This is a genomic window from Sporofaciens sp. SGI.106 (assembly GCF_050314255.1).
Classification (GTDB): domain Bacteria; phylum Bacillota; class Clostridia; order Lachnospirales; family Lachnospiraceae; genus Claveliimonas.
In genome coordinates this window covers 1-21,182 of sequence record NZ_JBNPMZ010000002.1, presented here as the reverse complement: position 1 = coordinate 21,182, position 21,182 = coordinate 1, and the positions used below count along the sequence as shown (strand labels likewise).

Below are 21,182 nucleotides of genomic sequence, written 5' to 3'. Positions count from 1 at the left end.
AAACATGACAGAGGGTAAACCATTTCGGTTAATACTTCAGTTTGCGGTTCCGCTTCTGATCGGGAATATATTTTCCATGCAATGCTGTTGGCGCTGGGAGTGGCGGTGGTACTGACAATATCCTGTGCGCTTCTGTGCCCGTGGATTTTACATATTCTTTCAGTTCCGGCAGAAATATATCGTGATGCATACCGATATCAGCTGGTGATTTTTCTGGGAATTCCCTTTACGATTTTATACAATCTTCTGTCCAGTATTTTACGGTCGGTCGGAGACAGCAGAACACCTTTTGTATTTCTGGCTATTTCAACAATACTCAATATCGGCCTGGATTTCTTTTGCATTCTGGTGTTGAATTGGGGATGTGCAGGGGCAGCGATTGCGACAATAACAGCACAGGCACTGAGTGGTATTATGTGTGTGATATTTGTGTGGAAAAAAGTGACGATTCTCAAGCCTGCGGCCCGTCATTGTATTCTGGAAGCAAATAAGATAAAGAATCTTTTACTCATGGGACTTCCGATGGGCCTGCAGTTTTCGATTACAGCAATCGGAAGCATGGTTATGCAGTCTGCCAATAATAGCCTGGGAAGTGTCTGCGTATCAGGATTCACTGCGGGCATGCGCATAAAGCAGTTCCTGATGTGTCCATATGACGCAGTGGGATCGGCGGTATCTGTTTTTTGTGGACAGAATCTGGGCGCGGGCAAAACACAGAGAATTCGAACCGGAATCAGGGATGCACTCATTATTGCGGTTGGCTATAGCGTAATTGCCGGAATCATTATGATTGTATTTGGAAGGAATCTTTCACTGTTGTTTGTCAGCAAAAAGGCAGTGGAAGTATTGGATGCCTCTGCAAAATACCTGCGATATATGGGGTATTTCTTCTGGTGCCTTGCACTTTTGAATATCTGCAGAATGAGTGTACAGGGATTAGGATTCTCAGGGCGTGCCATCTTTTCCGGAGTGACAGAAATGGTTGCCAGATGTGTGGTAAGCCTTGGATTTGTATCACATTACGGATATACTGCGATCTGCTGTGCGGATCAGACGGCATGGGCCATGGCATGTCTCTATATCGTGCCAATGTGCTGCATATGTGTGAAAAAAGTATGTAACATTTCTTGATGGCGTGTGCTGCAATAAAGAAACGCAAAGAAAAGCCCACCTCTCAAGAATAAATGTCATTGTAAATTGATAAAGTAAATGCTAGAATTGGTTGAGAAGTGAAAGGAACGATGATAGTGATGAATTTCTTGACTGATGCTAAAAAGAAAGAAAAATCAAGTGAATATTTGTATGCGATTGCAGGATGTTTAATATATTCGATAGGTTTTAATATGATGATCGTGCCGATGGGATTATACAGTGGCGGATTCATGGGTATCTCTCAGCTGGCAGATTGGGCAGTGAAAAATCTGCTTGGCATTGTAATCCCGGAAACATTTAATTTTGTGGGTGTTCTTTATTTCCTTATCAATGTGCCGTTATTTTATCTGGCGTATAAAGTAATGTCAAAAGAATATGCGTTCAAATCATTGATTGCCGTGGTTGTATTGACGATTACATTGATGATAGTTCCGATTCCAAGGGTACCGCTCGTGGAAGATTATCTGACAGCAAGTATCATTGGCGGTATCGTTGCCGGAGTTGGCGGTGGTTTTATCCTTCGTGGTAGAATGGCAGGAGGCGGACAGGATATTATCGGTGTCTGCTGTACCAAAAAATTTCCTGATTTCAGCGTAGGAAAAGTGAGTATTGCTATCAACGTATTTGTGTATGCAGTATGCTTTTTTATCTACGATATCGAAATGGTAATCTATTCATTGATTTTTGCAACGGTATACTCACTGATCGTTGACAAGGTACATATTCAGAATATTAATACAAGTGTAATGATCTTTACGAAGAAGACTGGTATCTCACAGGCAATCATGGAACAGACTGGGCGTGGTGTGACAAACTGGGATGGAGAAGGAGCATATACACATCAGACTTCTTATATCTTATTGGTAATGATTTCAAAATACGAAGTTGCACAGATTAAGAGAATTGTGCATAGTATTGACCCACATGCATTTATGATATTTACGGAAGGATGTTCTGTGGATGGAAACTTTGAAAAACGTTTGTAGGCGGAGAATTTTATTCGGAGTACACTCAGGAAGAGCTTGATGCTGCAGTGGATGAATGCCATAGAAAAGCAGGATCAGAAGAACCAGAAACCGTCAATCTGTGGAATATAATCTGTATTTAAAGCATCAAGAAATTGGTGCTTTTTTGCTATTCAAAACAGTATACAATGAGAGGTATTTTAGTCTTAAAGGAAGTCATATTGGACAAACCGATATAAAAGATGTTTGGATGTGCATTTGGATGAGGGATTTGAATTAAGAAACTTGGTTACGGAAGTAACAACGCAAGAAGATGTTATTACAGATGTTAAGGTGGATAAGATGTTAAAAATAGAGGGGGATGAATTGGTGTTAGACATTTCGCATTGGTTGGAAGAAAATAATACATAGGTAATAATGCATATGTTTACAGCAGAGGCTGTTCTGCTCTCTATACCGGAACGAATGCACTCTTTGGTCGTGCAGTATAATCTGCTTCATCGATATTTAAAAAATTTGAATTATATCTTATTTTTGATTCGTATGAATGTGATATTGATAGCCGCTTGTTGTTTGGTAATTCCCAGTTATTTCTACATTCAATCAAGAAAATATATGGTATGTCAGGTTGACCGGGAAATGGAATGTGAGGAGGCGGATTCTGCCTAAAAGATACGTAGAGTCTCTTGTTTTGCTTTTGTAGTGCTTGAGTTATGACTACAAATCAGTTAAAATTAGTTCTAGAAAGACGAAAATAGTCATAGAATTTAGGAATTGAAACGGAAACATTAGAATTTAAAAAATCAACAGGTGAATTAAAAGAAGCAATGCATTCTATTTGTGCGATTTTGAATAAACATCAGTATGGAGAACTCTATTTTGGTGTAAAGAATGATGGCACTGTAATTGGACAAGTTGTAACAGAAGAGTCTTTGCGGGAAGTAAGCCAGAAAATTAAAAATTTCATTGAACCGAGAATATATCCAGAAATCAATAAGGTTGTTTTAGATGGACGAGACTGTATTCATGTAAAATTTTCAGGAGATCAAAGACCATATTTTGCGTATAATGTGGCGAGAATCAGGGTGGCTGATGAAGAGTTGCTAAAAAAATATATGGTTCATGCACATGATGCAGGGAGAATTGCAATTTCTTATACGAATAAGAATACAGTTTTGAATCAATTGGAATTAAATGAAGGGGACAAGCTGTTAAATGCCGGAAAGGTACTTAAAACTTGTGGATATTGCGGAAAACTATATTAAAAGCAATATTCATTGGCGGGTTGAGTTTACCGGAGAATTACAGAGAACAGAAATACCTGAGATTCCGGTTGATGCAATTCGTGAAGCATTGTTAAATTCATTCTGTCATAAGGATTACTCTTCCGGAGAAAGTAATGAAGTGGCAATTTATAAAGATCGTGTTGAAATATATAACCCAGGTACATTTCCAGAAGGATTAGAACCGCAGGATTATATTGAACGAGTGGAACGTCCGGTTCGAAGGAATCCGAAAATAGCTAGAATTTTGTATTATTCAAAAGATATTGAGAGTTTTGGAACGGGGTTAAAACGTATTGCGGACGCTTGTGAAAGCGCTGGAGTGCGATATGAATTTCAAAAAAAGAAGACAGGATTTGTTGTTTGCTTTTATCGGTCTGAGGAAAAAGCCGATAAAAAGCCGATAGAAGCCGATAAAAAGCCGATAAAAGCTGAAAGGCAGGAAATAATAATAACATATATTAAAGAAAAAGGTTCTATAACTAACAAGGAAGCAAGAGAATTGCTAGGATTAGCGGATTCTACTACAAAGCGTTTATTGAAAGGAATGGTCGAACAAAATCTGTTGATTGTTGAAGGCGAACGAAAGGCTAGAAAATATTTACTGAAAAATGAACTGGAGGAACAAAAGAAATGACACTTTCAGAAAAAGATGGACAATTATTTTATAAACTGTGGTTACCGTTTCTTGACTACGTAAACGAAAAATGCAAAGTAAATAAAAAAGTTAAGGATATGGCAAATGCAAAAAGTTTGGATTCTATGGAAGCAACTTTTATTCCGTTTCGAGATGTGATTACTTCAGATGGTTTGGTTATGCCATATAACATTGTAATTGGGAAAAATATGGAAAAACAGTTTAAAGACGTTTATATGAGTGCAAAGAAAAGCGGTACGCTGATTAAATCATTGTAAAATACAGGGAGATAGGGATATGCAGAATAAGAAATGGGAACAATTTGATAGACTTACAGAGAAATGTTATATGAACATGATCGGAGCTGAAAAAGACAGTAGCTGCTGGCTGAAGGCATTTGACCTGATGAAAGAGATTATTTTGGAAGAACGAAAGAATAATCCGGGATTCGTATCGGAATTAGAGATGATAGACGATGCTACGGATTATGCATTTGATATCCAGGGATGGTTGGAAGATTGTCTTGATGAAATTGATATGCGAAAAGAATATGAAACTCTCTTAAAGATGTGTAATGATTTGCTTGAAGTGTTTAGCTGGCCGGAATATTCTGATTCAGATATTAAATTTAGAAAAGCTACTGTGCTTCGTGAATTGGGAAAAACAAAAGAGGCTGTAGAATTCTGCGAAAAATGGATACGACAGGAACCGGAGAATGTCGTGGCGGCAACGGCAGGAGTATATACATTTATAGACACAAAAGAATACGATAAGGCTGAAACAATGGTAGACAGATTTATTATGGATAAATCAAAGTGCTTCGATGAAAATGAAATCATGTTTGTTGCTGCTTCAAAATTATATGAAGCAATGGGGAAGGAAAAGGAGAAAAAAGAGGTTGATAAGGCAATTCAGGAGTATGATGAGTACGTGGGGGAATATTTCCTGAATCCTGATTTTGACGAGGATGATGAATTGCCTTTCAATTAGTAGAAGGTAGGGGGGAGTTCGTGGAGTGATAATCAGAAAAGAACCAGATAAAATTATCTTTGTATGAAAGATTATATTGAGGAGAGGGCGGTTGAAATTGCATATTATATCATCGAGCATAAAGCGACTGTGAGGCAGACGGCAAAGAAATTTGGGGTAAGCAAGAGTACTATACATATGGTAGCAACAAAATAGAACGGTTTGTGAGAAGTATATTTGTGGTCATATAAAATGGAGGAGATTCCAAAACACATGAGTGATACGAATTGTTTTTTCTTAGAAAATTTAAAAATCTTGCGCAAGACGAGACAGGTTCCTGCGACCTGGAAAAAGGGGTTATTTCTTCTTGTTGTCATTTGCATGGCAAAAACGGCTATATTGTGGTATAGTATTTCTGATATCAAATATATGAGTGAAAGAGGTGCGCGAAATGAAGGTACAGCCATTTTGCATAGCTGTCTGTGATGATGATGAGAAGGATAGAAAAGAAATTGCAGAAATGACAGAGCAAATTTGTGAAATGGAGAAAATAGATGCAGAAATAATTTGTTTTGCAGACGGAAACCTTCTTTTGCAGGAATTAAAAAACGGAATGTCCTTTGATATGCTTTTCCTGGATGTAATGATGCCTGAGATGGATGGAATGAAGCTGGCGCGATATCTTCGCAGTGAGAAGCAAAATCTTCCCATCGTATTTATCTCCAACAACAGAGATATGGCACTTAGAGGATATGAGGTATCTGCGGTGCGTTATCTTGCAAAACCACTGGAAAAGGAATACCTCCGGGAGGCCATAGTTTTCTGCTACGGCGATAAAAATAAAAAGAAGGAGCTTATGTTTCCAATTACCGGCGGAATCAGAAAAGTTACACCTGAGGAAATTATTTATGTGGAGATTAAAGGAAGAAAGAGCCATATTACCCAGGTACAGGAGGAGTGGGATACAGCTCTTTCTATTGACCGGCTGGGAGAAATGTTGTCTGGTTCCGGGTTTGTCCGATGTCACCAGAGTTTTCTGGTAAACTGCCGTTTTATCCGAACTCTTCGTACTGCGCAGATAGAATTGGTAAACGGAGTGTATATTCCGGTAAGCAAATATCGTATTAAGGAAGTGCGCCGATATTTTTTTGAGTATATGGAAGAATGAATCATCAGGAGAGAGGAATGACAACAGATATTTTGTATGTTCCTTCTTCCTCCTGGACGGAAACCATATCACCCCATTGTTTCATAATCTGATGGATAATCTTAAGCCCATACCCGTGAGTGGGAGCAGGCTTTTTTTTGTGTCCGGAAGAATCCGCTGCTGTGGAATTTTCGCAGGAGAATATGAAATGCTGGTCTTTGCAGTGGAAATCCAGACGAATTCTGGGATTGCTTATGGCAGGATGGGATGCAGCCTGAATGGCATTGTCAAGGATGTTCATAATCAGGCAGCAAAGCTCTGTGTCGTGAAGCGGAAGCTTTTTCGGAGCACTTGCCCGGGAGATTTCTGTATGAATTCCTTTTTCTGCAGCAATGGCCAGTTTTCCATTGATGATAATATCGAGCATTTCGTTCCCGCTTGTAACAACAGGGCGGACATTCTGGATCTGATCCACTAGCTTATCCAGATAAGCACATAACTTTTCCGGGGAGTTTTCGGCCATTGAGCGAAGCATGGTGTAATGCCTGTTAGTGTCATGGCGAAGCATCATGATTTCATCAGACTGCAGTCGGAGATTTTCGTAACTTTCCAGAGTAAGTCTGTTTTTGGCAGACAGCACGGAAGCTTCTATTTTCCGCTGGGATTCCTTCTCCAGTAATTCGATGATTACTGCTGCAAGGCTGGACAAAAGACAGAGAACCCAGACAATCTTCAGTGAGAATACAGGCAGAAGGAGGGAAAAATCACCTGCGATTCGCGAGAGTACACTGGAAGTGTAGCCGGGAATCAGGGGAATGCTGATCAGTAAGAAAGAAGCATATCCCAAAGTGATCAGAATGGCAGTCTGAGTAAAGTAACTGAAAAATTTATTCTCCCTGTGCCAGAGAATAAAAGCACAGAGTATAGAGAGAAACAGAGCAAGAAATCCTGTAATCTGGGGCAGTTCGATAAAAAATCGATACCATCTGCCGTAGGAAAGAACGGCACCGGTCTGTATTATGGCAGCAAACCCTGTACTCAGACATTGTACCAATGCCAGTATGAGAAATAAGAGTCGAACCCGGCCGGCATATATGGAAAGAAACATCAGGAGTACGCCAATGGAGAAATGAAAGGTCATGGTTTGCAGGTCCACAGGAAACTCTCCGAAATACTGTGGAAAGAAATCGGCTTTTGTCAGTACGCTGAACATTTGAAGCATGACAGCAACAGCAAGGACGACCAGCGATGCACTGAAACGTCCAAGAGAAGCTCCCCAGATAAATGCAGCCAGAAGAATGATTTCAAGGGCAAATAATAGCACAGAGGGAATCATTATGGATGTAGCCGAGGCAATAAGACCACTTTCGTAAGAGTATCCGCAGTAAAGGGTAATTTCGCAGGGATAAACGGTTTCGTTATCCGTCAGAGTTTCAGAAACTAAGGGGCTTGACTGTGCAATGGTAAGTGTCCGGTTCATGTAATTGTGAGGCAGGGAAATGGTTATAGGTTCTGCACGGTCGTATTCCTGCATGGGAAGAGAAAGTTCTCCTATGTGTTTTTCAGAACTCTCAGGACAGTCTGTATAAAGCAATGTGTCATCCAGAAACACACTGATGGAACGATTTGCAGTACCGATACGAAGTGTGGGACTATCCAGTTTTTCTGTAAGTTTACGTGAGAAATAGAAAGTTTGTCCTGCATAAGACAGTCCTGAATATCCGCCGATGCCATTGGAGGTTAGGACGGTTGTTTCACCATTTTCTGAAGTAAAAACAGTCCAGCCTTTTGGACCTTCCCATTCCTGGCCGTCCTGGGGGAGCAGAGAAAGATCGTAGGAGGAATCTTCCATAGGCATTGTATAGTAAAAAACAGCTATTGCAGACAGAATGCAGGGAAAAAGAGCCAGAAGTACGGCGGATAATAGAATCATAATGCGTTTCATAATAATTACCTCTCTGTGTGTCATTTCTACTTTTTAGTGTATCAGTCCTGACATTATTCTGTCAATAAATTGCAACTTGCAGTATTTGTCTATTTTTGACGTTTTTTTGTCCTGTTTTGCAGGTGATATAGACTGATGGCAGGCTTCGTATTAAAATATCTGAAACAAATAAATAAAAAGGAGGAGTAAATCCATGACCAAATTTTTAAGAAAGCTTGCTGATGAAAAAGCACCTGTTTTCTGGTGTCTTGGTATGCTGGTATTTATGATTCTGGGGTATAAGACTTTTTCTACAGCGTTTCTGGGAAAGACAGGATTTTCTTATGATGCTACATTTTTGAGACTTTCACTTCTTTTGATAGTGATTCTCATAATGCGCGAAATTTACCGGGGAGATTTTTGTTTCTATTTCCGGACGAAAAATATGTTGAAAGGATTCCTGTTTGGCTGGCCGCTTCTGCTGGTGATGATTTTAAATCTTATTGGGACAGATTTTTCCCGTCCGATTGTATTGGATGGATTTGTAATGACATTATCAGAATATGCAATTGTAGGCCTGTATGAGGAAGTTCTTATAAGGGGATTTCTGGTGGGGCACATGATGTATCACTGGAAAGATGACAACAGGAAAGTGTTAAAGTCTGTGCTGTGGTCGTCGGTGATTTTTGGTGTGCTGCATCTCGGCAATCTTTTCAGTGGACAAGGTGTCGCAACTACATTGTTACAGGTTAGCTATTCCACAATTCTTGGTATCGTGTTTGCAGCAGTGTTTATTCGGACGAAGAATCTCTGGAGTGTTGCAATTATCCATGGACTGATTGATTTTGCAAGCGGAATTGAAGGAATTTTTGAGATGCCCCAGGCGACGCTGGAAGTGGCGGCAGGCGAAGGCAGTATGAATCTGCTCTCTTTGCTTATTCTTCTGTCTGCGATGCTGATCAGCCTGGTATGGGGTATTTTGATGCTCAGGAAAAAGGAAGAAATTCAGAAACTCTGGAGTTAGCAAAAATATAAGTTCAGCTAAGAAATGTTCATTTTGCTATATGCTATTAATAAAAGAATAGATGTTACTATTGTTACTACCGCATATTGCTACCTACCCCTGCATACATTGTAAAAACAATGAATGCAGGGGTTTTGTATGAAAGATTATATTGAGGAGAGGGCGGTTGAAATTGCATATTATATCATCGAGCATAAAGCGACAGTGAGGCAGACAGCAAAGAAATTTGGGGTAAGCAAGAGTACCATACATATGGTAGTAACAAAATAGAACGATTATTGTGGGTGGTAAAATAGGTGAAAAATAGAATAATGAATTTTTGAAAAACATCTTCTTGTATAAGAAGGTGTTTTTTGTGAAATCGGATGTTATATATATTCGCGAAAAAAACGTTTCCTTTAATAGAAGGCTGGTAAAGGATGCCGGACAATTGTTAGTACAGCATCTTTTTTTGTATTTATCTTTGAATTTCTACCAATATAACTACAGCATTTTTTCTGTGCAAAAAAATGAACCAGAGCAATATTTTATATACTTAAGACATAACTTCTCGAAAGCAATCTAAAGAGCGGGGGGGGAATAAAATTTGTGCACGAATATAACTTGGTAAAATAATATGAAAAAGATTAACAATATTGTGTTCGAGAAGTTAAAAAATAATAAGAATAGGAGAATAACAACATGAAAGGTATTGCAAAGGAAATGTATGGAGGAATTTATAATGGTAAGACAATTAGGATTACTATAACCGAAGATGATATGGTAATCCGGGCAGATGGCATCCAGCCACATCCGCTGATTCCGGATGGTTTGGGGTTAACGTATGAGGCAGGAGAAGATTTTCTGGAAATCCATTATGCTGTAAAATATGATGTACAGAAGAAGTGGGAGCGGATGGAAAGAATGTACAAGTTTTTGGTTATGAGTTTTGGAACCGGAAAAGTGGAACATGATTTTTCTGAAATTTTTCCAGAAGCATCATTGTAGTCTGCTCAGTAGTTCCACAAAAGGAGAGCAAAAGCGGAACTTAGTTCCGCTTTTGTATCCTGAAATGCATGTAATGTAGTGTATGGATGATTGATTTTGAAGTAGTAGAGGAGAAAATCACATTGAACAATATAAATTCGGAATTCGTTCAATTCCCGCCGTTGCGCAGGGATACGGATATAAAAGTGATAGAGGTATTATGGGAATACCTAAAAATGCCGGAAGAGAGTCAAAAAGTTGTGTCATCTGTTATGAAAGAAATGTATGAATGTGAGCAGGAAGAGAATAAGTCACCATTAGAATTATATCAAAAGTTGCCAACTAAGAACGTGATGGATTTCCAGAATGTGATGGAGAAAATCATGCTTGATATTATAAGGGAAGCGTGTGATTTGGCATGCTGGGTCTTCTGGTTTAAATTTGTGGAAGGGTGGTCGGTAGATGAAATGGTAAATGCTCAAGAAAACGCTGATAAGTTTATTATCGTATTAGATGCTTTGTATGACGAATTCATGGAAATGTCGGAACAGGAGATTGATGATGACAATATTACATCGTAATCAACACGGGATGCGGGGCGCCTAAATAGGTCGCCCCCCCTTTTGGTTGTGGCGGGAGTAGCTGCCGCCCTTCCGGATCCGGAGGCAATTCCCCGGGCGAGACGTACTCGGTACTCCCTTATATAATAAGACACATTTTTTATCTTAATACCGTCGCGGATTTTAAAAAATGATTAAAAATAATCAATGTTTTAGGTGGTGTTGTGATGCTTTTAATCAATTGATTTCCAATACGAGGGGAAAGTTATGATATGACGAAAGGAAAAAAATGAGGATATTGGTAGATGCGGCTGCTTGTCCTGTGGTATCCAACAGAGCGGTAAATGGTATACAAATGAAAATATTAATCAGATGTTGATGGAACGTCATCTGGTGAAGAAAGCCAGAAACGCAAAGAAAAGCATCATTTGAAAGAACCTTCAAAACGGACAGAGGAAGATGATAAACGATTTGAAGAATCGCTGGGGAAAACATGGAACAGGCGAGATACGATCTTAGGAGGATATACGAAGAAACGCCAGACCCGCATTTGCCGGAACTGGCATTTCTTAATTGAGACTTTTTATAAAAGTCTCCCCTTTATAAGGTTGATAGGGTAAGATGTTTTTTCTCAAAAATCTCTAGACAGTCTCTTTTATTATTTGAAGAAATTTTTCTAGTTGTTCGTCGGTTATATTGACAATTTCTTGAGCTTTTTCAGCGCTCATCCCCCCATTGATAAGTTTTGTGAAGACTTTAAGTGCTATTTCTTCTGTACCTTGATCATATGCTTCTTTGAAGCTTAAATCGAAACTCATGTAGTTCACCTCCAGAAAATTATGAAAAATTGATCTTTCCAGGAACATAGATAACAAATTCTATTGAACCAATGTCTAGAAGTTTGTTGAGCGGAGAGTGAAATAACTCTTCTTCACTCATTTCGTCCAACAGGTTAAAATCATAGTCCTCAAAAAGAAAATCCGGATAGGCTTGCAAATCTTCAAGATTTTCTAATATTTCTAGTGCTTCTTCATAGGTATCGTATTCTTTTTTGAAAATTTCAAGTAGATATTCTCGCTCTGCTGCTGGTAACATTGCAATTGTGCTTGTTTTATTATCGATACAATATTCGATTTTGGAGTTAATCATCTGGAATAATATATATTCCATAATTAGCGCAGGATGGTATGTTTTTTCTGAATTTAAAAGGTTAGAAAGATCCTGGATGACTAGTTGTCTCTTGTTTATGGGATATTTTTTCGGAAAATAACAGGAAATGGTGTCATCTTGAATGTTTTCCATCATTTGCAGAAGTATACGAAGAAATGAAAAAGGGGAGACAGATGCAGAAATTGCAAGACGAGCGAATTTGAACAAATCTACGTTATCAAAGTTGAAGAAAGAGTTAATCCCTGCAAATAGAAATTATTTATGGTCGTTATGCTTTGCCTTAAAAACAAATCTTGAGCAAGCGGAGCAGTTGTTTGCGGCTGGCGGGCTATGCTTTGAATCGACATATCATTTATCGTTCGAGGAGAAAAGACGTGAAGAATTTTTGAGGAAATGTATGGAATTCGATAAACATAATGTGATAGAAATCAATATCGAGCTGTATGAAATGGGATATAAATTGTTGGGAACCCCCAAAATTAAGAGTACAAAGAAGAATCAAAAAAGAATCTAAAACAATGCAAAGCGGAACTTAGTTCCGCTTTCGCGTATAAGTCTCAAAAATAATAGTGAGACTTGAAAATCTCCTGTGCAAAAAAATGTAAATGTAGGTATCTGCTATAATGGGATTAGATAGTACTGTTGTAAACAATTTGTAGGCGAAAGGAAGGAATAGAACATGGAATTATATAATATGCAAGGTATCTTAACAGACAATGATCAAAAGAAAATTTTAGAAAAGCGAGTAGCACGGGCAGGTATGACCATTCGAGAATTTCTGCAGGCTTTTATTGGAGACCTAACTGAATGCAACAACGAGAATTTTAATGAATGGGTGTTACTGGATAATTGGATGAGCAGAAGAACCAAAGTAAATATTATAAGATACTCTGCAGAAGAACTGGGGGATATGGATTACTTCTGTGAGAAAATCTGCCTCATCGAAGCAATGGAAAAAGAGATAGAATACATAAAAGAAAATGGAATGTTTCTGGACGATCTTCCGGAACGTATAAAAGAGTTAGAAATTGAAAAAAAAGGGCTGGAAGATGATTATAATCGTTTCAAGGATTGGGCAAAGAAACGTGATCCAAATGTTCAAATTGGTGAGTTGAAAGAGGAATTAGAAAAAATTGAAGAGTGGAATAACGCTTTGGATATCTTTTGCTATACTGAGAATTATGTATCTCCATCTATAAATACCAATTGGTGGGAGTAATAATAAAAGAATGCGAGTAGCATGTACCAAAAAGTACACAATTTGGAATATGGAAAATGATATGTAAATTATGTACCGAAATGTATGGAATACAATTTTGGGAATATTCCAGAAGAGATGCATACATTTTGGTACATTCGTAGAAGGGGGAGAGCGAAAATGGCTGTATACGGTTATCACAGGACCAGCACCAAGGAACAGCATCTTGACAGGGGAATCCAAGAGATAAGGCAATACTGCGAAGGACATGAGATGGACCTGAAAAACATCTTTACTGATCAGCAGACAGGGAAAAATTTCAACAGATCGAGATATACTGTACTGGTAGAAGACGTTCTTCGACCAGGAGATGTCTTGATTATTACGGAACTCGATCGGTTGGGCAGGAATAAGAAGGATACCATGGGGCAAATCCGACGATTACAGGAAATGGGCGTACGGTTGATGGTACTGGAGTTGCCGACTACATTGATGGATATGTCAAACATGGATAACACTATGGCTTACCTGATGATGGAGACTATCAATAATATGATGCTGGAACTATATGCATCTATGGCTCAGGCAGAAATTGAGAAAAAAGAAAAGCGTCAGAGAGAAGGTATTGCAATGAAAAAACTTCGGGGCGAATGGGAAGATTATGGAAGACCAGCAGCAATCGATGAGGATAAGTTTGATGCAGCATTTTCTCAAGTGATTGCTGGAGAGGTTACACCGACAGAACTACGGAAGAAATTGGGATTATCACATACAACATTCTATCGTTATCGGCGAAAGTATTTGGACAGACATCCTGAGATACCAGAATAATTGGAGAGAAAAGCGGAACTTAGTTCCGCTTTTTATTAAAGCATTAGTAATGACTGAGATTTTCGCACCATTTACATGATATTTTCTTTAAAAATTTTCAAAAAAAGCACCCGGCTTCTGCCAGATGCTCTGTAAAAAATATTCAATTTTTACCTGCTTACATTTTCAATGCAGCCAATATAGTATTCTTAATTTTCGAATATTATCTACGATTATTACGATACGGTATTACCCGGGTGGATCTTGCTCTTCTCTTTCAATATCAATATAATTCTATTTTTCGATAATCTATGACACGGCTGCAGTTAAATGATATACTAATTCTAGTTTATAAATTCGGAGGTATATTATGTCAAACATTCAGATAACAGAAAATGGATCAGGGAAATATTCTCCTGAATGGTTTTTTAGCGAATCTCAGACTCCAGAATGGATTTCATTTGCTCACAAGGCTGGTGAGCTACGAGAAAATTTTATGAATCTTTTTGGAATAGAACGCTTAAAATCTCTTTCTGGAAAGAACTTGTTAACTTCTTTGTTTTATAATGACGAAGGAAGTAAAACCAATCTCTGCTATATGCTTGAAATGGACAAAGATATTCGTGAAGTATTTGGAAGTATTTCCGGCGGAGCAGCCTACAAATTTGGATTATTTTATCATAAGAAAAATCAGAGTTGGACATGTGGCTCACCATTAAAGCCTGTGCTTCTTACTGAAGCTGAAGCAATACAAAAAGCAGATGAAATGCGCAACGACCTGGTTGAAGGTGCTGAAATAATATCTTCTTTTGGTCCTTTAGATTCTGAAGAAGATTATGAACAACTCTATAAACAACTGGAACATATCCCAGGAATCAATATGGTATGGCGCATGAAATATTACCAAATGCTCTTTCCAGCATTATTCGCTCCATTTTATGGTCAAGATATTCAGCTAAGAGTATTGCATTTCCTAAATCAAAAACCAAGTGATATTCCTTTCATTCGCATGGGACAAATTTCATTATATGCCAGAAAATGCAATGTTCCAGGAGTCGTTTTTGCTCATATTTACGGGAAAAATGTAGGATACACTAATGACACTGATGATTCTGACACAAATACTCTTTCCGATAAAAAACATAAAACTCACTACTGGATGTATACCGTCTTTGATGATAAAAGTTGGAATGAATGCCAACAAAAAGGAATCATGGTTTTAGGTATGGACGATATCGGTGATTATTCCCAATTTGCTTCCAAAGAAGCTCTCCGTCAAGAACTAATAGATGTGTACGACAGTAGCACTTCACGAAAAAATCAGGCTTTGATGGCATGGAATTTTGCGAATACAGTATCAGTTAATGATGTGATTTTTGCGAAACGCAGCAACACTCTTGTTGGTAAAGGTATTGTCACTGGAAGTTATGTCTTTGATGATCTTCGGCAAGAATATAAAAATGTCCGCACTGTAAAGTGGCTTCAAGTTGGTGAATGGGAACATCCTGGTAATGCAGTAGCTAAACGCTTAACTGATATCACTCCATACACAGATTATATTGAAAAACTTACCGCCATCTTTGCTCCAGACGAATTGGATGATGTAGACACACAACCAGAAATAGACTATCCAACTTACTCTTCTGTAGATTTTCTCTCAGATGTGTATATGAATGAACAAGATTATAAAACACTGGTAAATGTCTTAAAAATGAAGAAAAATATTATTTTACAAGGCGCACCTGGCGTTGGAAAAACATTTACTGCCAAGAGACTTGCTTATTCCATTATCGGTGCAAAAAATCCTGACCGTGTTCAAATGATCCAATTCCACCAGAGTTACTCCTACGAGGATTTTATTGAAGGATACCGACCAACCGAAAATGGATTCACAATTAAAAAGGGCTCTTTTTACAAATTCTGCAAACTGGCAGAAGAAGATGATGAAAATGATTATTTCTTTATCATTGATGAAATCAATCGTGGTAATTTAAGTAAAATATTCGGTGAATTATTTATGCTGATTGAAAAAGATAAGCGTGGTATTGAACTGCAATTGTTATATTCTGATGAGAATTTCTCTGTACCCGCAAATGTATACATTATTGGTATGATGAATACTGCTGATCGTAGTCTTGCTATGTTAGATTATGCTTTAAGACGACGTTTTTCATTTTTTACTATGAAACCGGGATTTAATGCGCCTGGTTTTCAAGCTTATCAAGATTATCTAAAAAGTGATGCCTTTAACAAATTAATTGCTTGTGTGAAACAGCTCAATTCCAAGATAGCAGAAGATATATCACTAGGTGAAGGATTCAGTATTGGTCACAGTTATTTTTGTGGTTTAACACCAGAGACCGCCAACACACAAACTTTGTCATCCATTGTAGAATACGAATTGATTCCACTTTTAAAAGAATATTGGTTTGATGAGTCCGCAAAAATCGTAGATTGGTCTGATCGACTAAGGAGTGCTGTTAAATGATTCCTGTACAAAATATTTATTATATGCTGTCCTACGCTTTTCAAGCATTACAAGCACAAAATTACAAAGATCTGGCTACAGAAAATTTTCATAATACCGCTGAATTATGTGCCGCCATTCTTGATAAGGGCATTAGCGTGCAGCTAAAACGAGGCTTAGGAAGAGATTATCTGCTAAAATCAGAACCTCTTTCTACACTACAGGGAAAACTTAATATTTCTGAATCCATTAAAACTCAGACTCTGCTGAAGAAGCAAATGATTTGTACATACGATGAATTTTCAACTAATACACAATTTAACCAGATTATTAAATCTACAATGTTATTGCTTCTTAAGGCCAATATCACAAATACACGAAAAAAGAGTCTACGGAATCTATTATTATTTTTTTCTGATGTTAACGAAATTGATTTACGTTTCGTAAATTGGAACCAACATTATAATCGTTCCAATCAAAGTTATCAAATGCTAATTGGAATCTGTTATCTGATTTATAACGGACTTCTCCAGACACAGAACGACGGTACCACAAAAATAATGGATTTTTTTGATGAACAGCGTATGTGCCGTTTATATGAGAAATTTTTGCTTGAATACTATCGCAAAGAACATCCAGAACTATCTGCCAATGCCTCACAGATTGCCTGGCAACTTGATGATTCTGAGAACCAATTGCTTCCTAAAATGCAAACTGATATTATGTTGTCTCAGGGAAACAATATCCTCATTATCGATGCAAAATATTATTCACATATGACTCAGCAGCAATATGGAACAAATACCTTGCATTCCAATAACCTCTATCAGATTTTTACATATGTGAAAAACAAGGAATTTGAATTAAGAGAGTTGAAACATACCGTTTCTGGAATGATTCTCTATGCCCAGACTGATGAAGATGTTATTCTCAATAACACATACCAAATGAGCGGAAATCAGATTTCTGTGCGTGCATTGAATTTAAATCAGGATTTTTCAAAAATTTCTGAAGACTTAAACTCTATTGTTAAAGATAACTTCTCTTAATTTTTGAGGGGATCAATACTTCCCCTCAAAAATTAATCTGAACTATAAAATATGCGAATATACAAATTTCATCATTGCTTTTATGTCCATGTCTCCCTCGTTGTTATCCCATTCTTCCATATTTTTTTGAGTTTTTTCACGTTCTTTCAAATATTTCTTGTATGCATCATCTGTCAATTGTCCCCCTTCAACTATTACCAGTGTTAAGTATTCTACAAAAGTTCTAAAGTTATCAACAAGTCCTAAAATAATAACAAGTAATTCTTGTAAATCCACACAAGTATTCGGTACAATTGGCATTTCTGATATCCAATCAACGTGCATTCGTTCATCTTTATTTTTCTCTTTCTTTTGCCACTGCTCGTCTTCTCCTAGAGGAGCATTATAAAATTGATACGTCCTTTTTCCATTAAAAGAATATCTGGCAAAATCAAAATTAGCATTTACACGTTGAAATTCTTTTATCAATTTAATCAATTCTGATAATGCAATATCTATTGTCTGCTCCATACCTAATTTTTTCAGTTCTTCTTCTAAAACTTCTAAATACTCATAGATCTTATGGCTTTTCTTTATTTTATTGTTAATTCCCAGAAAGTAATATATCGCATCTACACTACTTTTTAGCCAAAGTTCTACTCCATGCCAGAGATCAAACATAATCGGGAAAATAAGAGTATCTGCTGTTGAGCAATAATTACCGCTATATAAAATCGAATATAAACTTAATACTGCATTTCCCATATATGCATTTCCCATCACAAAGTTATCTTGTATAAATTGAGCAACATTATTTTTTCCACCAAGCGAATTATCAAAATCCCAGTTTAAAAAAGCATAGTTATTTGATTGTGTATAATCTATATCCTTTTCACCACAAAAAATCATGTGACTTTTATTATTCTCTTCTGCATTGCTCATATCTACTTCAGCCTTTCTTCATGTAATTTTCCTACAATTAATTCTATTCCTCCATATTGCGCAAGTAAAGGGACAAAATAGAAACAATTTTATTGCCCCTTTACTTTCTCATATTATTCTCCAAATAAAACTCTCTATTTTGTTACAATTATATGCTCAGTAATGCCAGAAAAGGAGATCCAAAGCGGAACTTAGTTCCGCTTTGGTGTTTGAGTCTCAAAATTAATAGCGAGACTTGATAATATCCTATGCAAAAAAATTGTAAATGTAGGTAGTTGCAGTACGGTTGTTAATAAGTTGCATTTCCTGCCATGTACGGTTGAAATTGTAATTGCAGAAATTGTCGAATGGATTTGCCCTTACACAGGAAGAGGGCAGAAAGGGACACGATTATGAAAAGAGAATTAGTGGAAAGCTACTTCGACTGGAATGAAATCAGGCTGGAGGCATATTTACGGATTGACTCAGAGCTGATTGAAATGGAGTGATGTAAAAACAACGGGAAGCCTTATAAATCAAGGCTTCCCATTTCCTTCGTCTATAAAATGTCTACATTATATTATTGGTTGGGGATGTTTGAGAATTCGTTTCAAGGATTTCTTTGAGTATCTTAGTGATTTGTTCTTTTAATTGATTCCATTCATCTGGTTGAGTTTCAATTTCACAAGTTTTCAAAGAAGGATCCCAAAAAGATAAATCGATTTGTTTATAAACACGCTTTGTATCAATTCGTCGTCCAGTATGTCTTTTGGCATGGTATTCGTATTGGTTAACAAATTTGATGGTATCGTATTTGTTTTTAATTTCATTTTGGGAGTGTTCCAAAAACATCCATGTGATTCCGTCGGTGTAGAGTACTAAGTTACAGTCGCAAGCGTTTATTTCAGGTAGTAGTTCGGAATCTTTAAATTTATTAACAGTATCTTCTAATGGGCAATTATATAGTTTTTTTAAATCTCTTTTGTACTTGGGGAAAGATGGTAGCTTAGTTTCTACCATCAGATATGGTTTACATGGGTTTATAAACGAATACTCAAGAGGGACAAAAATGAAATCTGGAACAACATAACTATCTGTTCCATAATGTGCACATATGATGCTCATTCTTCTCTTGCTGTCAGTGTCTTCTTCAGTGTTTTTACCTACTTTCCTATCATCGAAAACAGGTACTACCTTAATTCCTTTAGGGCAACACATAGATAATAGAGGTAATAATATTTCTGAAAGATAAACTTCTCTGTTGCAATCGTTGCAAATTTCAAATAATCGTTTTATATAGTGGTCAAAAGATATTGTTTCGTCATTTGCTACTATTTCATAATCATTTTGAAGATTCATATTTTGCCTTTCTACTATTCTGCTCTCAGAATCTCATTTTAATTGACAATAAGTCTTCTTATATTCCTGAGAAATATGTTTTGATCATAGGATAATTTGATACATATCAATCAATTGTTGTTTATCAGAAGCATAAAAGATTTGAGGTTTTAGGTAAATATTTTTTTGATTGTTGGTGATACTTTTCCAGTTTTATTCAATTGCAGGAATATTACCCCACTCTTACGATTTTTTCTGTAACACATCTTTATCAGGTAGCTGTAACTGATATTCAGCTACCATCATAGGTGACATTGTTCTACCCATGGAATATTCTACGACCTCGTCATTTTTTGATGTCTGTGGGCACTCCAAGTGGTACACATATTTTACAGTTCCCTGTTTGATGCAGTCCTGAAGGCTCTGGCAAGTAAGGGTTGCAAGGAAGTCAATACGCAGATCATAACCATCACGGATAATATCAATGGTTACATCAAAAGCACCAGTTGCATAATCATTTGAATAAGAGGACAGCACAGGATATGGATATAATTTATATTTGATTTCCATACGCTTTCACCTCCAATGAACAGTAGTCGTGATAATCAAGCTGGATATTAAGTCTTAATGCATTTTTCTCGGTAAATGTCAGGTTTGTAACTCTGTTTTTATAAAACTTCAAAGCAGGACATTGGGAGCAAGATACCGCAACAATAGGTGCTTCATAGTTCTGAGATTCGGCAGACATGAACACTTCTAAAACACCGTCTGTAGCAGATGCGCTAGGAGTAAATACAATTGTGTACTCACCGGATGTTTTGTTATTAACCACATTGCGAACGCTGATTGCAGAAATAGCTGATAATTTCTTGCGGTGTTCTACGGGAATATCGCCGCCGCCATAACCGGGATTACTACCGCCACCGTGTCCACAGTGACCTTGACTACCACTACCTCCCTCACCAGGAAGATCAGTAACAATAATATCACCGTCATCATCGTCAATAAGAGTTTTACCGGGTTCACTGGTCTGTGTATCAGATGGCTTAGGTACAACTTCGGTCACACGAATTTTAATATCTTTAATGTTATCCTGCAGGGCTTCAGTGCGTTCCTGGTTATGAACTTTCTCGAAGTCACTGGCAGAGAGATATTCGCCAACAGTCGGATCAAGTGCGTCCTCGCTTTCGTCGTTTTTCATTTCATCTAGAGATGCTTTGATAAAACGGGTCAAGGTAGTAAGAAGGCGTTTAGCTTTACTCTTGTTTTCAGCACGTTCTACCTCCCATTCAAGATGCTGGGGATTTTCTAATCCACGAAGATAAGAGTTAATGGCATCGCCCTCAATGAACAGAGTACCTGCAAATGGGATTAAGCCATTGATGTTTCCTTTATCCTTGATTTTCATACCAGTCTGTCGAATCATTGCAACACGTCTGCTAAAAGATGGCATAATCATCAATTTTAAGGTGAGTTTTCCATTGACTTCGGGATCATCTGTAAGTTCCTTGGTAAAAGTTCTCGATAATTTATCATCTGTAAGTGCCAAATAGTATTCGTTGGTGTGTTCGTTGAAGTATTCCTTATGAGAAATCATCAAATCATCCAGAGTGTCTTTACTGA

General features: G+C 37.4%; 22 protein-coding genes and 3 pseudogenes. 18 read left to right on the top strand and 7 right to left on the bottom strand.

The window, feature by feature from the left end:
• Positions 1 to 21 precede the first annotated feature (21 nt).
• The 9 genes and pseudogenes from ACQRCC_RS01840 to ACQRCC_RS01800 all read left to right on the top strand — a co-directional run bounded on the left by ACQRCC_RS01840 (position 22) and on the right by ACQRCC_RS01800 (position 6,174).
• Positions 22 to 1,131 carry an MATE family efflux transporter gene (locus tag ACQRCC_RS01840; protein ID WP_427849335.1) on the top strand — a complete coding sequence of 370 codons (1,110 nt, stop codon included), beginning with the start codon at positions 22 to 24 and terminating at the stop codon, positions 1,129 to 1,131.
• A gap of 110 nt (positions 1,132 to 1,241) precedes the next feature.
• Positions 1,242 to 2,138 (top strand): YitT family protein, encoded by an 897-nt coding sequence (locus ACQRCC_RS01835; protein ID WP_427849114.1) that lies wholly within the window; start codon positions 1,242 to 1,244, stop codon positions 2,136 to 2,138.
• 237 nt (positions 2,139 to 2,375) lie between these two features.
• Entirely contained in the window at positions 2,376 to 2,528 is a 153-nt protein-coding gene (locus ACQRCC_RS01830) for a hypothetical protein (protein ID WP_427849113.1), read from the top strand.
• Positions 2,529 to 2,890: 362 nt separating this feature from the next.
• Positions 2,891 to 3,382, top strand: coding sequence for an AlbA family DNA-binding domain-containing protein (locus ACQRCC_RS01825; protein ID WP_427849334.1), 492 nt, complete (start codon positions 2,891 to 2,893; stop codon positions 3,380 to 3,382).
• Positions 3,333 to 4,037 carry an ATP-binding protein gene (locus tag ACQRCC_RS01820; RefSeq protein ID WP_427849112.1) on the top strand — a complete coding sequence of 235 codons (705 nt, stop codon included), beginning with the start codon at positions 3,333 to 3,335 and terminating at the stop codon, positions 4,035 to 4,037. Before ACQRCC_RS01825 ends, ACQRCC_RS01820 begins: the two co-directional genes overlap by 50 nt.
• Positions 4,034 to 4,315, top strand: coding sequence for a hypothetical protein (locus tag ACQRCC_RS01815; RefSeq protein ID WP_427849111.1), 282 nt, complete (start codon positions 4,034 to 4,036; stop codon positions 4,313 to 4,315). Before ACQRCC_RS01820 ends, ACQRCC_RS01815 begins: the two co-directional genes overlap by 4 nt.
• A gap of 19 nt (positions 4,316 to 4,334) precedes the next feature.
• Positions 4,335 to 5,027: a hypothetical protein gene (locus tag ACQRCC_RS01810; RefSeq protein WP_427849110.1), complete on the top strand. Its 693-nt coding sequence runs from the start codon at positions 4,335 to 4,337 to the stop codon at positions 5,025 to 5,027.
• A gap of 63 nt (positions 5,028 to 5,090) precedes the next feature.
• A pseudogene (locus tag ACQRCC_RS01805) lies at positions 5,091 to 5,216 on the top strand (sporulation transcriptional regulator SpoIIID); the annotation flags it as partial.
• A 241-nt stretch (positions 5,217 to 5,457) separates the two neighbouring features.
• A complete protein-coding gene (locus ACQRCC_RS01800; RefSeq protein ID WP_427849109.1) occupies positions 5,458 to 6,174 on the top strand; it encodes a LytR/AlgR family response regulator transcription factor in 717 nt (238 codons plus the stop codon).
• Positions 6,175 to 6,178: 4 nt separating this feature from the next.
• On the opposite strand, the gene ACQRCC_RS01795 is transcribed toward ACQRCC_RS01800, so the two are convergent.
• Positions 6,179 to 8,098 carry a sensor histidine kinase gene (locus ACQRCC_RS01795; protein ID WP_427849108.1) on the bottom strand — a complete coding sequence of 640 codons (1,920 nt, stop codon included), beginning with the start codon at positions 8,096 to 8,098 and terminating at the stop codon, positions 6,179 to 6,181.
• A 193-nt stretch (positions 8,099 to 8,291) separates the two neighbouring features.
• Here ACQRCC_RS01795 and ACQRCC_RS01790 point away from each other — a divergent pair, with 193 nt between their 5' ends.
• From ACQRCC_RS01790 to ACQRCC_RS01770, 5 genes and pseudogenes are all read left to right on the top strand, one after another.
• Positions 8,292 to 9,101, top strand: a complete 810-nt coding sequence (locus tag ACQRCC_RS01790) for a CPBP family intramembrane glutamic endopeptidase (RefSeq protein ID WP_427849107.1) — start codon at positions 8,292 to 8,294, stop codon at positions 9,099 to 9,101.
• A gap of 138 nt (positions 9,102 to 9,239) precedes the next feature.
• Positions 9,240 to 9,365, top strand: a pseudogene (locus tag ACQRCC_RS01785) (sporulation transcriptional regulator SpoIIID); the annotation flags it as partial.
• Positions 9,366 to 9,782: 417 nt separating this feature from the next.
• Positions 9,783 to 10,088, top strand: coding sequence for a hypothetical protein (locus ACQRCC_RS01780; protein WP_427849106.1), 306 nt, complete (start codon positions 9,783 to 9,785; stop codon positions 10,086 to 10,088).
• A 122-nt stretch (positions 10,089 to 10,210) separates the two neighbouring features.
• Complete coding sequence (locus ACQRCC_RS01775; RefSeq protein ID WP_427849105.1) at positions 10,211 to 10,648, top strand: hypothetical protein; 438 nt, start codon at positions 10,211 to 10,213, stop codon at positions 10,646 to 10,648.
• Positions 10,649 to 10,954: 306 nt separating this feature from the next.
• Positions 10,955 to 11,118, top strand: a pseudogene (locus ACQRCC_RS01770) (DUF188 domain-containing protein); the annotation flags it as partial.
• A gap of 150 nt (positions 11,119 to 11,268) precedes the next feature.
• Here ACQRCC_RS01770 and ACQRCC_RS01765 read toward each other — a convergent pair.
• Together ACQRCC_RS01765 and ACQRCC_RS01760 are read right to left on the bottom strand one after the other, a co-directional pair.
• Complete coding sequence (locus ACQRCC_RS01765) at positions 11,269 to 11,445, bottom strand: hypothetical protein (RefSeq protein ID WP_427849104.1); 177 nt, start codon at positions 11,443 to 11,445, stop codon at positions 11,269 to 11,271.
• Between the two features lie 19 nt (positions 11,446 to 11,464).
• Positions 11,465 to 11,932 (bottom strand): hypothetical protein, encoded by a 468-nt coding sequence (locus ACQRCC_RS01760; protein WP_427849103.1) that lies wholly within the window; start codon positions 11,930 to 11,932, stop codon positions 11,465 to 11,467.
• A gap of 544 nt (positions 11,933 to 12,476) precedes the next feature.
• On the opposite strand from ACQRCC_RS01760, the gene ACQRCC_RS01755 reads away from it, so the two are divergent.
• The 4 genes from ACQRCC_RS01755 to mcrC all read left to right on the top strand — a co-directional run bounded on the left by ACQRCC_RS01755 (position 12,477) and on the right by mcrC (position 17,321).
• Positions 12,477 to 13,016 carry a hypothetical protein gene (locus ACQRCC_RS01755; protein ID WP_427849102.1) on the top strand — a complete coding sequence of 180 codons (540 nt, stop codon included), beginning with the start codon at positions 12,477 to 12,479 and terminating at the stop codon, positions 13,014 to 13,016.
• A 159-nt stretch (positions 13,017 to 13,175) separates the two neighbouring features.
• Complete coding sequence (locus ACQRCC_RS01750) at positions 13,176 to 13,826, top strand: recombinase family protein (RefSeq protein ID WP_427849101.1); 651 nt, start codon at positions 13,176 to 13,178, stop codon at positions 13,824 to 13,826.
• Between the two features lie 349 nt (positions 13,827 to 14,175).
• Positions 14,176 to 16,293, top strand: a complete 2,118-nt coding sequence (locus tag ACQRCC_RS01745) for an AAA family ATPase (protein ID WP_427849100.1) — start codon at positions 14,176 to 14,178, stop codon at positions 16,291 to 16,293.
• Positions 16,290 to 17,321, top strand: coding sequence for a 5-methylcytosine-specific restriction endonuclease system specificity protein McrC (mcrC, locus tag ACQRCC_RS01740; protein WP_427849099.1), 1,032 nt, complete (start codon positions 16,290 to 16,292; stop codon positions 17,319 to 17,321). The genes ACQRCC_RS01745 and mcrC overlap by 4 nt, the downstream gene beginning before the upstream one ends.
• 42 nt (positions 17,322 to 17,363) lie before the next feature.
• On the opposite strand, the gene ACQRCC_RS01735 is transcribed toward mcrC, so the two are convergent.
• The 4 genes from ACQRCC_RS01735 to ACQRCC_RS01720 all read right to left on the bottom strand — a co-directional run.
• The gene (locus ACQRCC_RS01735) at positions 17,364 to 18,242 is read right to left on the bottom strand and encodes a hypothetical protein (protein ID WP_427849098.1); all 879 of its coding nucleotides are present in this window, start codon (positions 18,240 to 18,242) and stop codon (positions 17,364 to 17,366) included.
• Between the two features lie 549 nt (positions 18,243 to 18,791).
• Entirely contained in the window at positions 18,792 to 19,580 is a 789-nt protein-coding gene (locus tag ACQRCC_RS01730; RefSeq protein WP_427849097.1) for a hypothetical protein, read from the bottom strand.
• Positions 19,581 to 19,802: 222 nt separating this feature from the next.
• On the bottom strand, positions 19,803 to 20,129 hold the full coding sequence (locus tag ACQRCC_RS01725) for a hypothetical protein (RefSeq protein WP_427849096.1): 327 nt from the start codon (positions 20,127 to 20,129) through the stop codon (positions 19,803 to 19,805).
• On the bottom strand, positions 20,113 to 21,182 hold a 1,070-nt coding region (locus tag ACQRCC_RS01720), incomplete at its 5' end, for a hypothetical protein (protein WP_427849095.1). The genes ACQRCC_RS01720 and ACQRCC_RS01725, both read right to left, overlap by 17 nt.

Coding starts and splice junctions, on each gene's coding strand:
- ACQRCC_RS01750 (WP_427849101.1), top strand. CDS start 13,176: ATGGCTGTATACGGTTATCACAGGACCAGCACCAAGGAACAGCATCTT.
- ACQRCC_RS01815 (WP_427849111.1), top strand. CDS start 4,034: ATGACACTTTCAGAAAAAGATGGACAATTATTTTATAAACTGTGGTTA.
- ACQRCC_RS01765 (WP_427849104.1), bottom strand. CDS start 11,445: ATGAGTTTCGATTTAAGCTTCAAAGAAGCATATGATCAAGGTACAGAA.
- ACQRCC_RS01730 (WP_427849097.1), bottom strand. CDS start 19,580: ATGAATCTTCAAAATGATTATGAAATAGTAGCAAATGACGAAACAATA.
- ACQRCC_RS01795 (WP_427849108.1), bottom strand. CDS start 8,098: ATGAAACGCATTATGATTCTATTATCCGCCGTACTTCTGGCTCTTTTT.
- mcrC (WP_427849099.1), top strand. CDS start 16,290: ATGATTCCTGTACAAAATATTTATTATATGCTGTCCTACGCTTTTCAA.
- ACQRCC_RS01800 (WP_427849109.1), top strand. CDS start 5,458: ATGAAGGTACAGCCATTTTGCATAGCTGTCTGTGATGATGATGAGAAG.
- ACQRCC_RS01760 (WP_427849103.1), bottom strand. CDS start 11,932: ATGATGGAAAACATTCAAGATGACACCATTTCCTGTTATTTTCCGAAA.
- ACQRCC_RS01835 (WP_427849114.1), top strand. CDS start 1,242: ATGATAGTGATGAATTTCTTGACTGATGCTAAAAAGAAAGAAAAATCA.
- ACQRCC_RS01735 (WP_427849098.1), bottom strand. CDS start 18,242: ATGAGCAATGCAGAAGAGAATAATAAAAGTCACATGATTTTTTGTGGT.
- ACQRCC_RS01810 (WP_427849110.1), top strand. CDS start 4,335: ATGCAGAATAAGAAATGGGAACAATTTGATAGACTTACAGAGAAATGT.
- ACQRCC_RS01820 (WP_427849112.1), top strand. CDS start 3,333: ATGCCGGAAAGGTACTTAAAACTTGTGGATATTGCGGAAAACTATATT.
- ACQRCC_RS01790 (WP_427849107.1), top strand. CDS start 8,292: ATGACCAAATTTTTAAGAAAGCTTGCTGATGAAAAAGCACCTGTTTTC.
- ACQRCC_RS01755 (WP_427849102.1), top strand. CDS start 12,477: ATGGAATTATATAATATGCAAGGTATCTTAACAGACAATGATCAAAAG.
- ACQRCC_RS01745 (WP_427849100.1), top strand. CDS start 14,176: ATGTCAAACATTCAGATAACAGAAAATGGATCAGGGAAATATTCTCCT.
- ACQRCC_RS01725 (WP_427849096.1), bottom strand. CDS start 20,129: ATGGAAATCAAATATAAATTATATCCATATCCTGTGCTGTCCTCTTAT.
- ACQRCC_RS01780 (WP_427849106.1), top strand. CDS start 9,783: ATGAAAGGTATTGCAAAGGAAATGTATGGAGGAATTTATAATGGTAAG.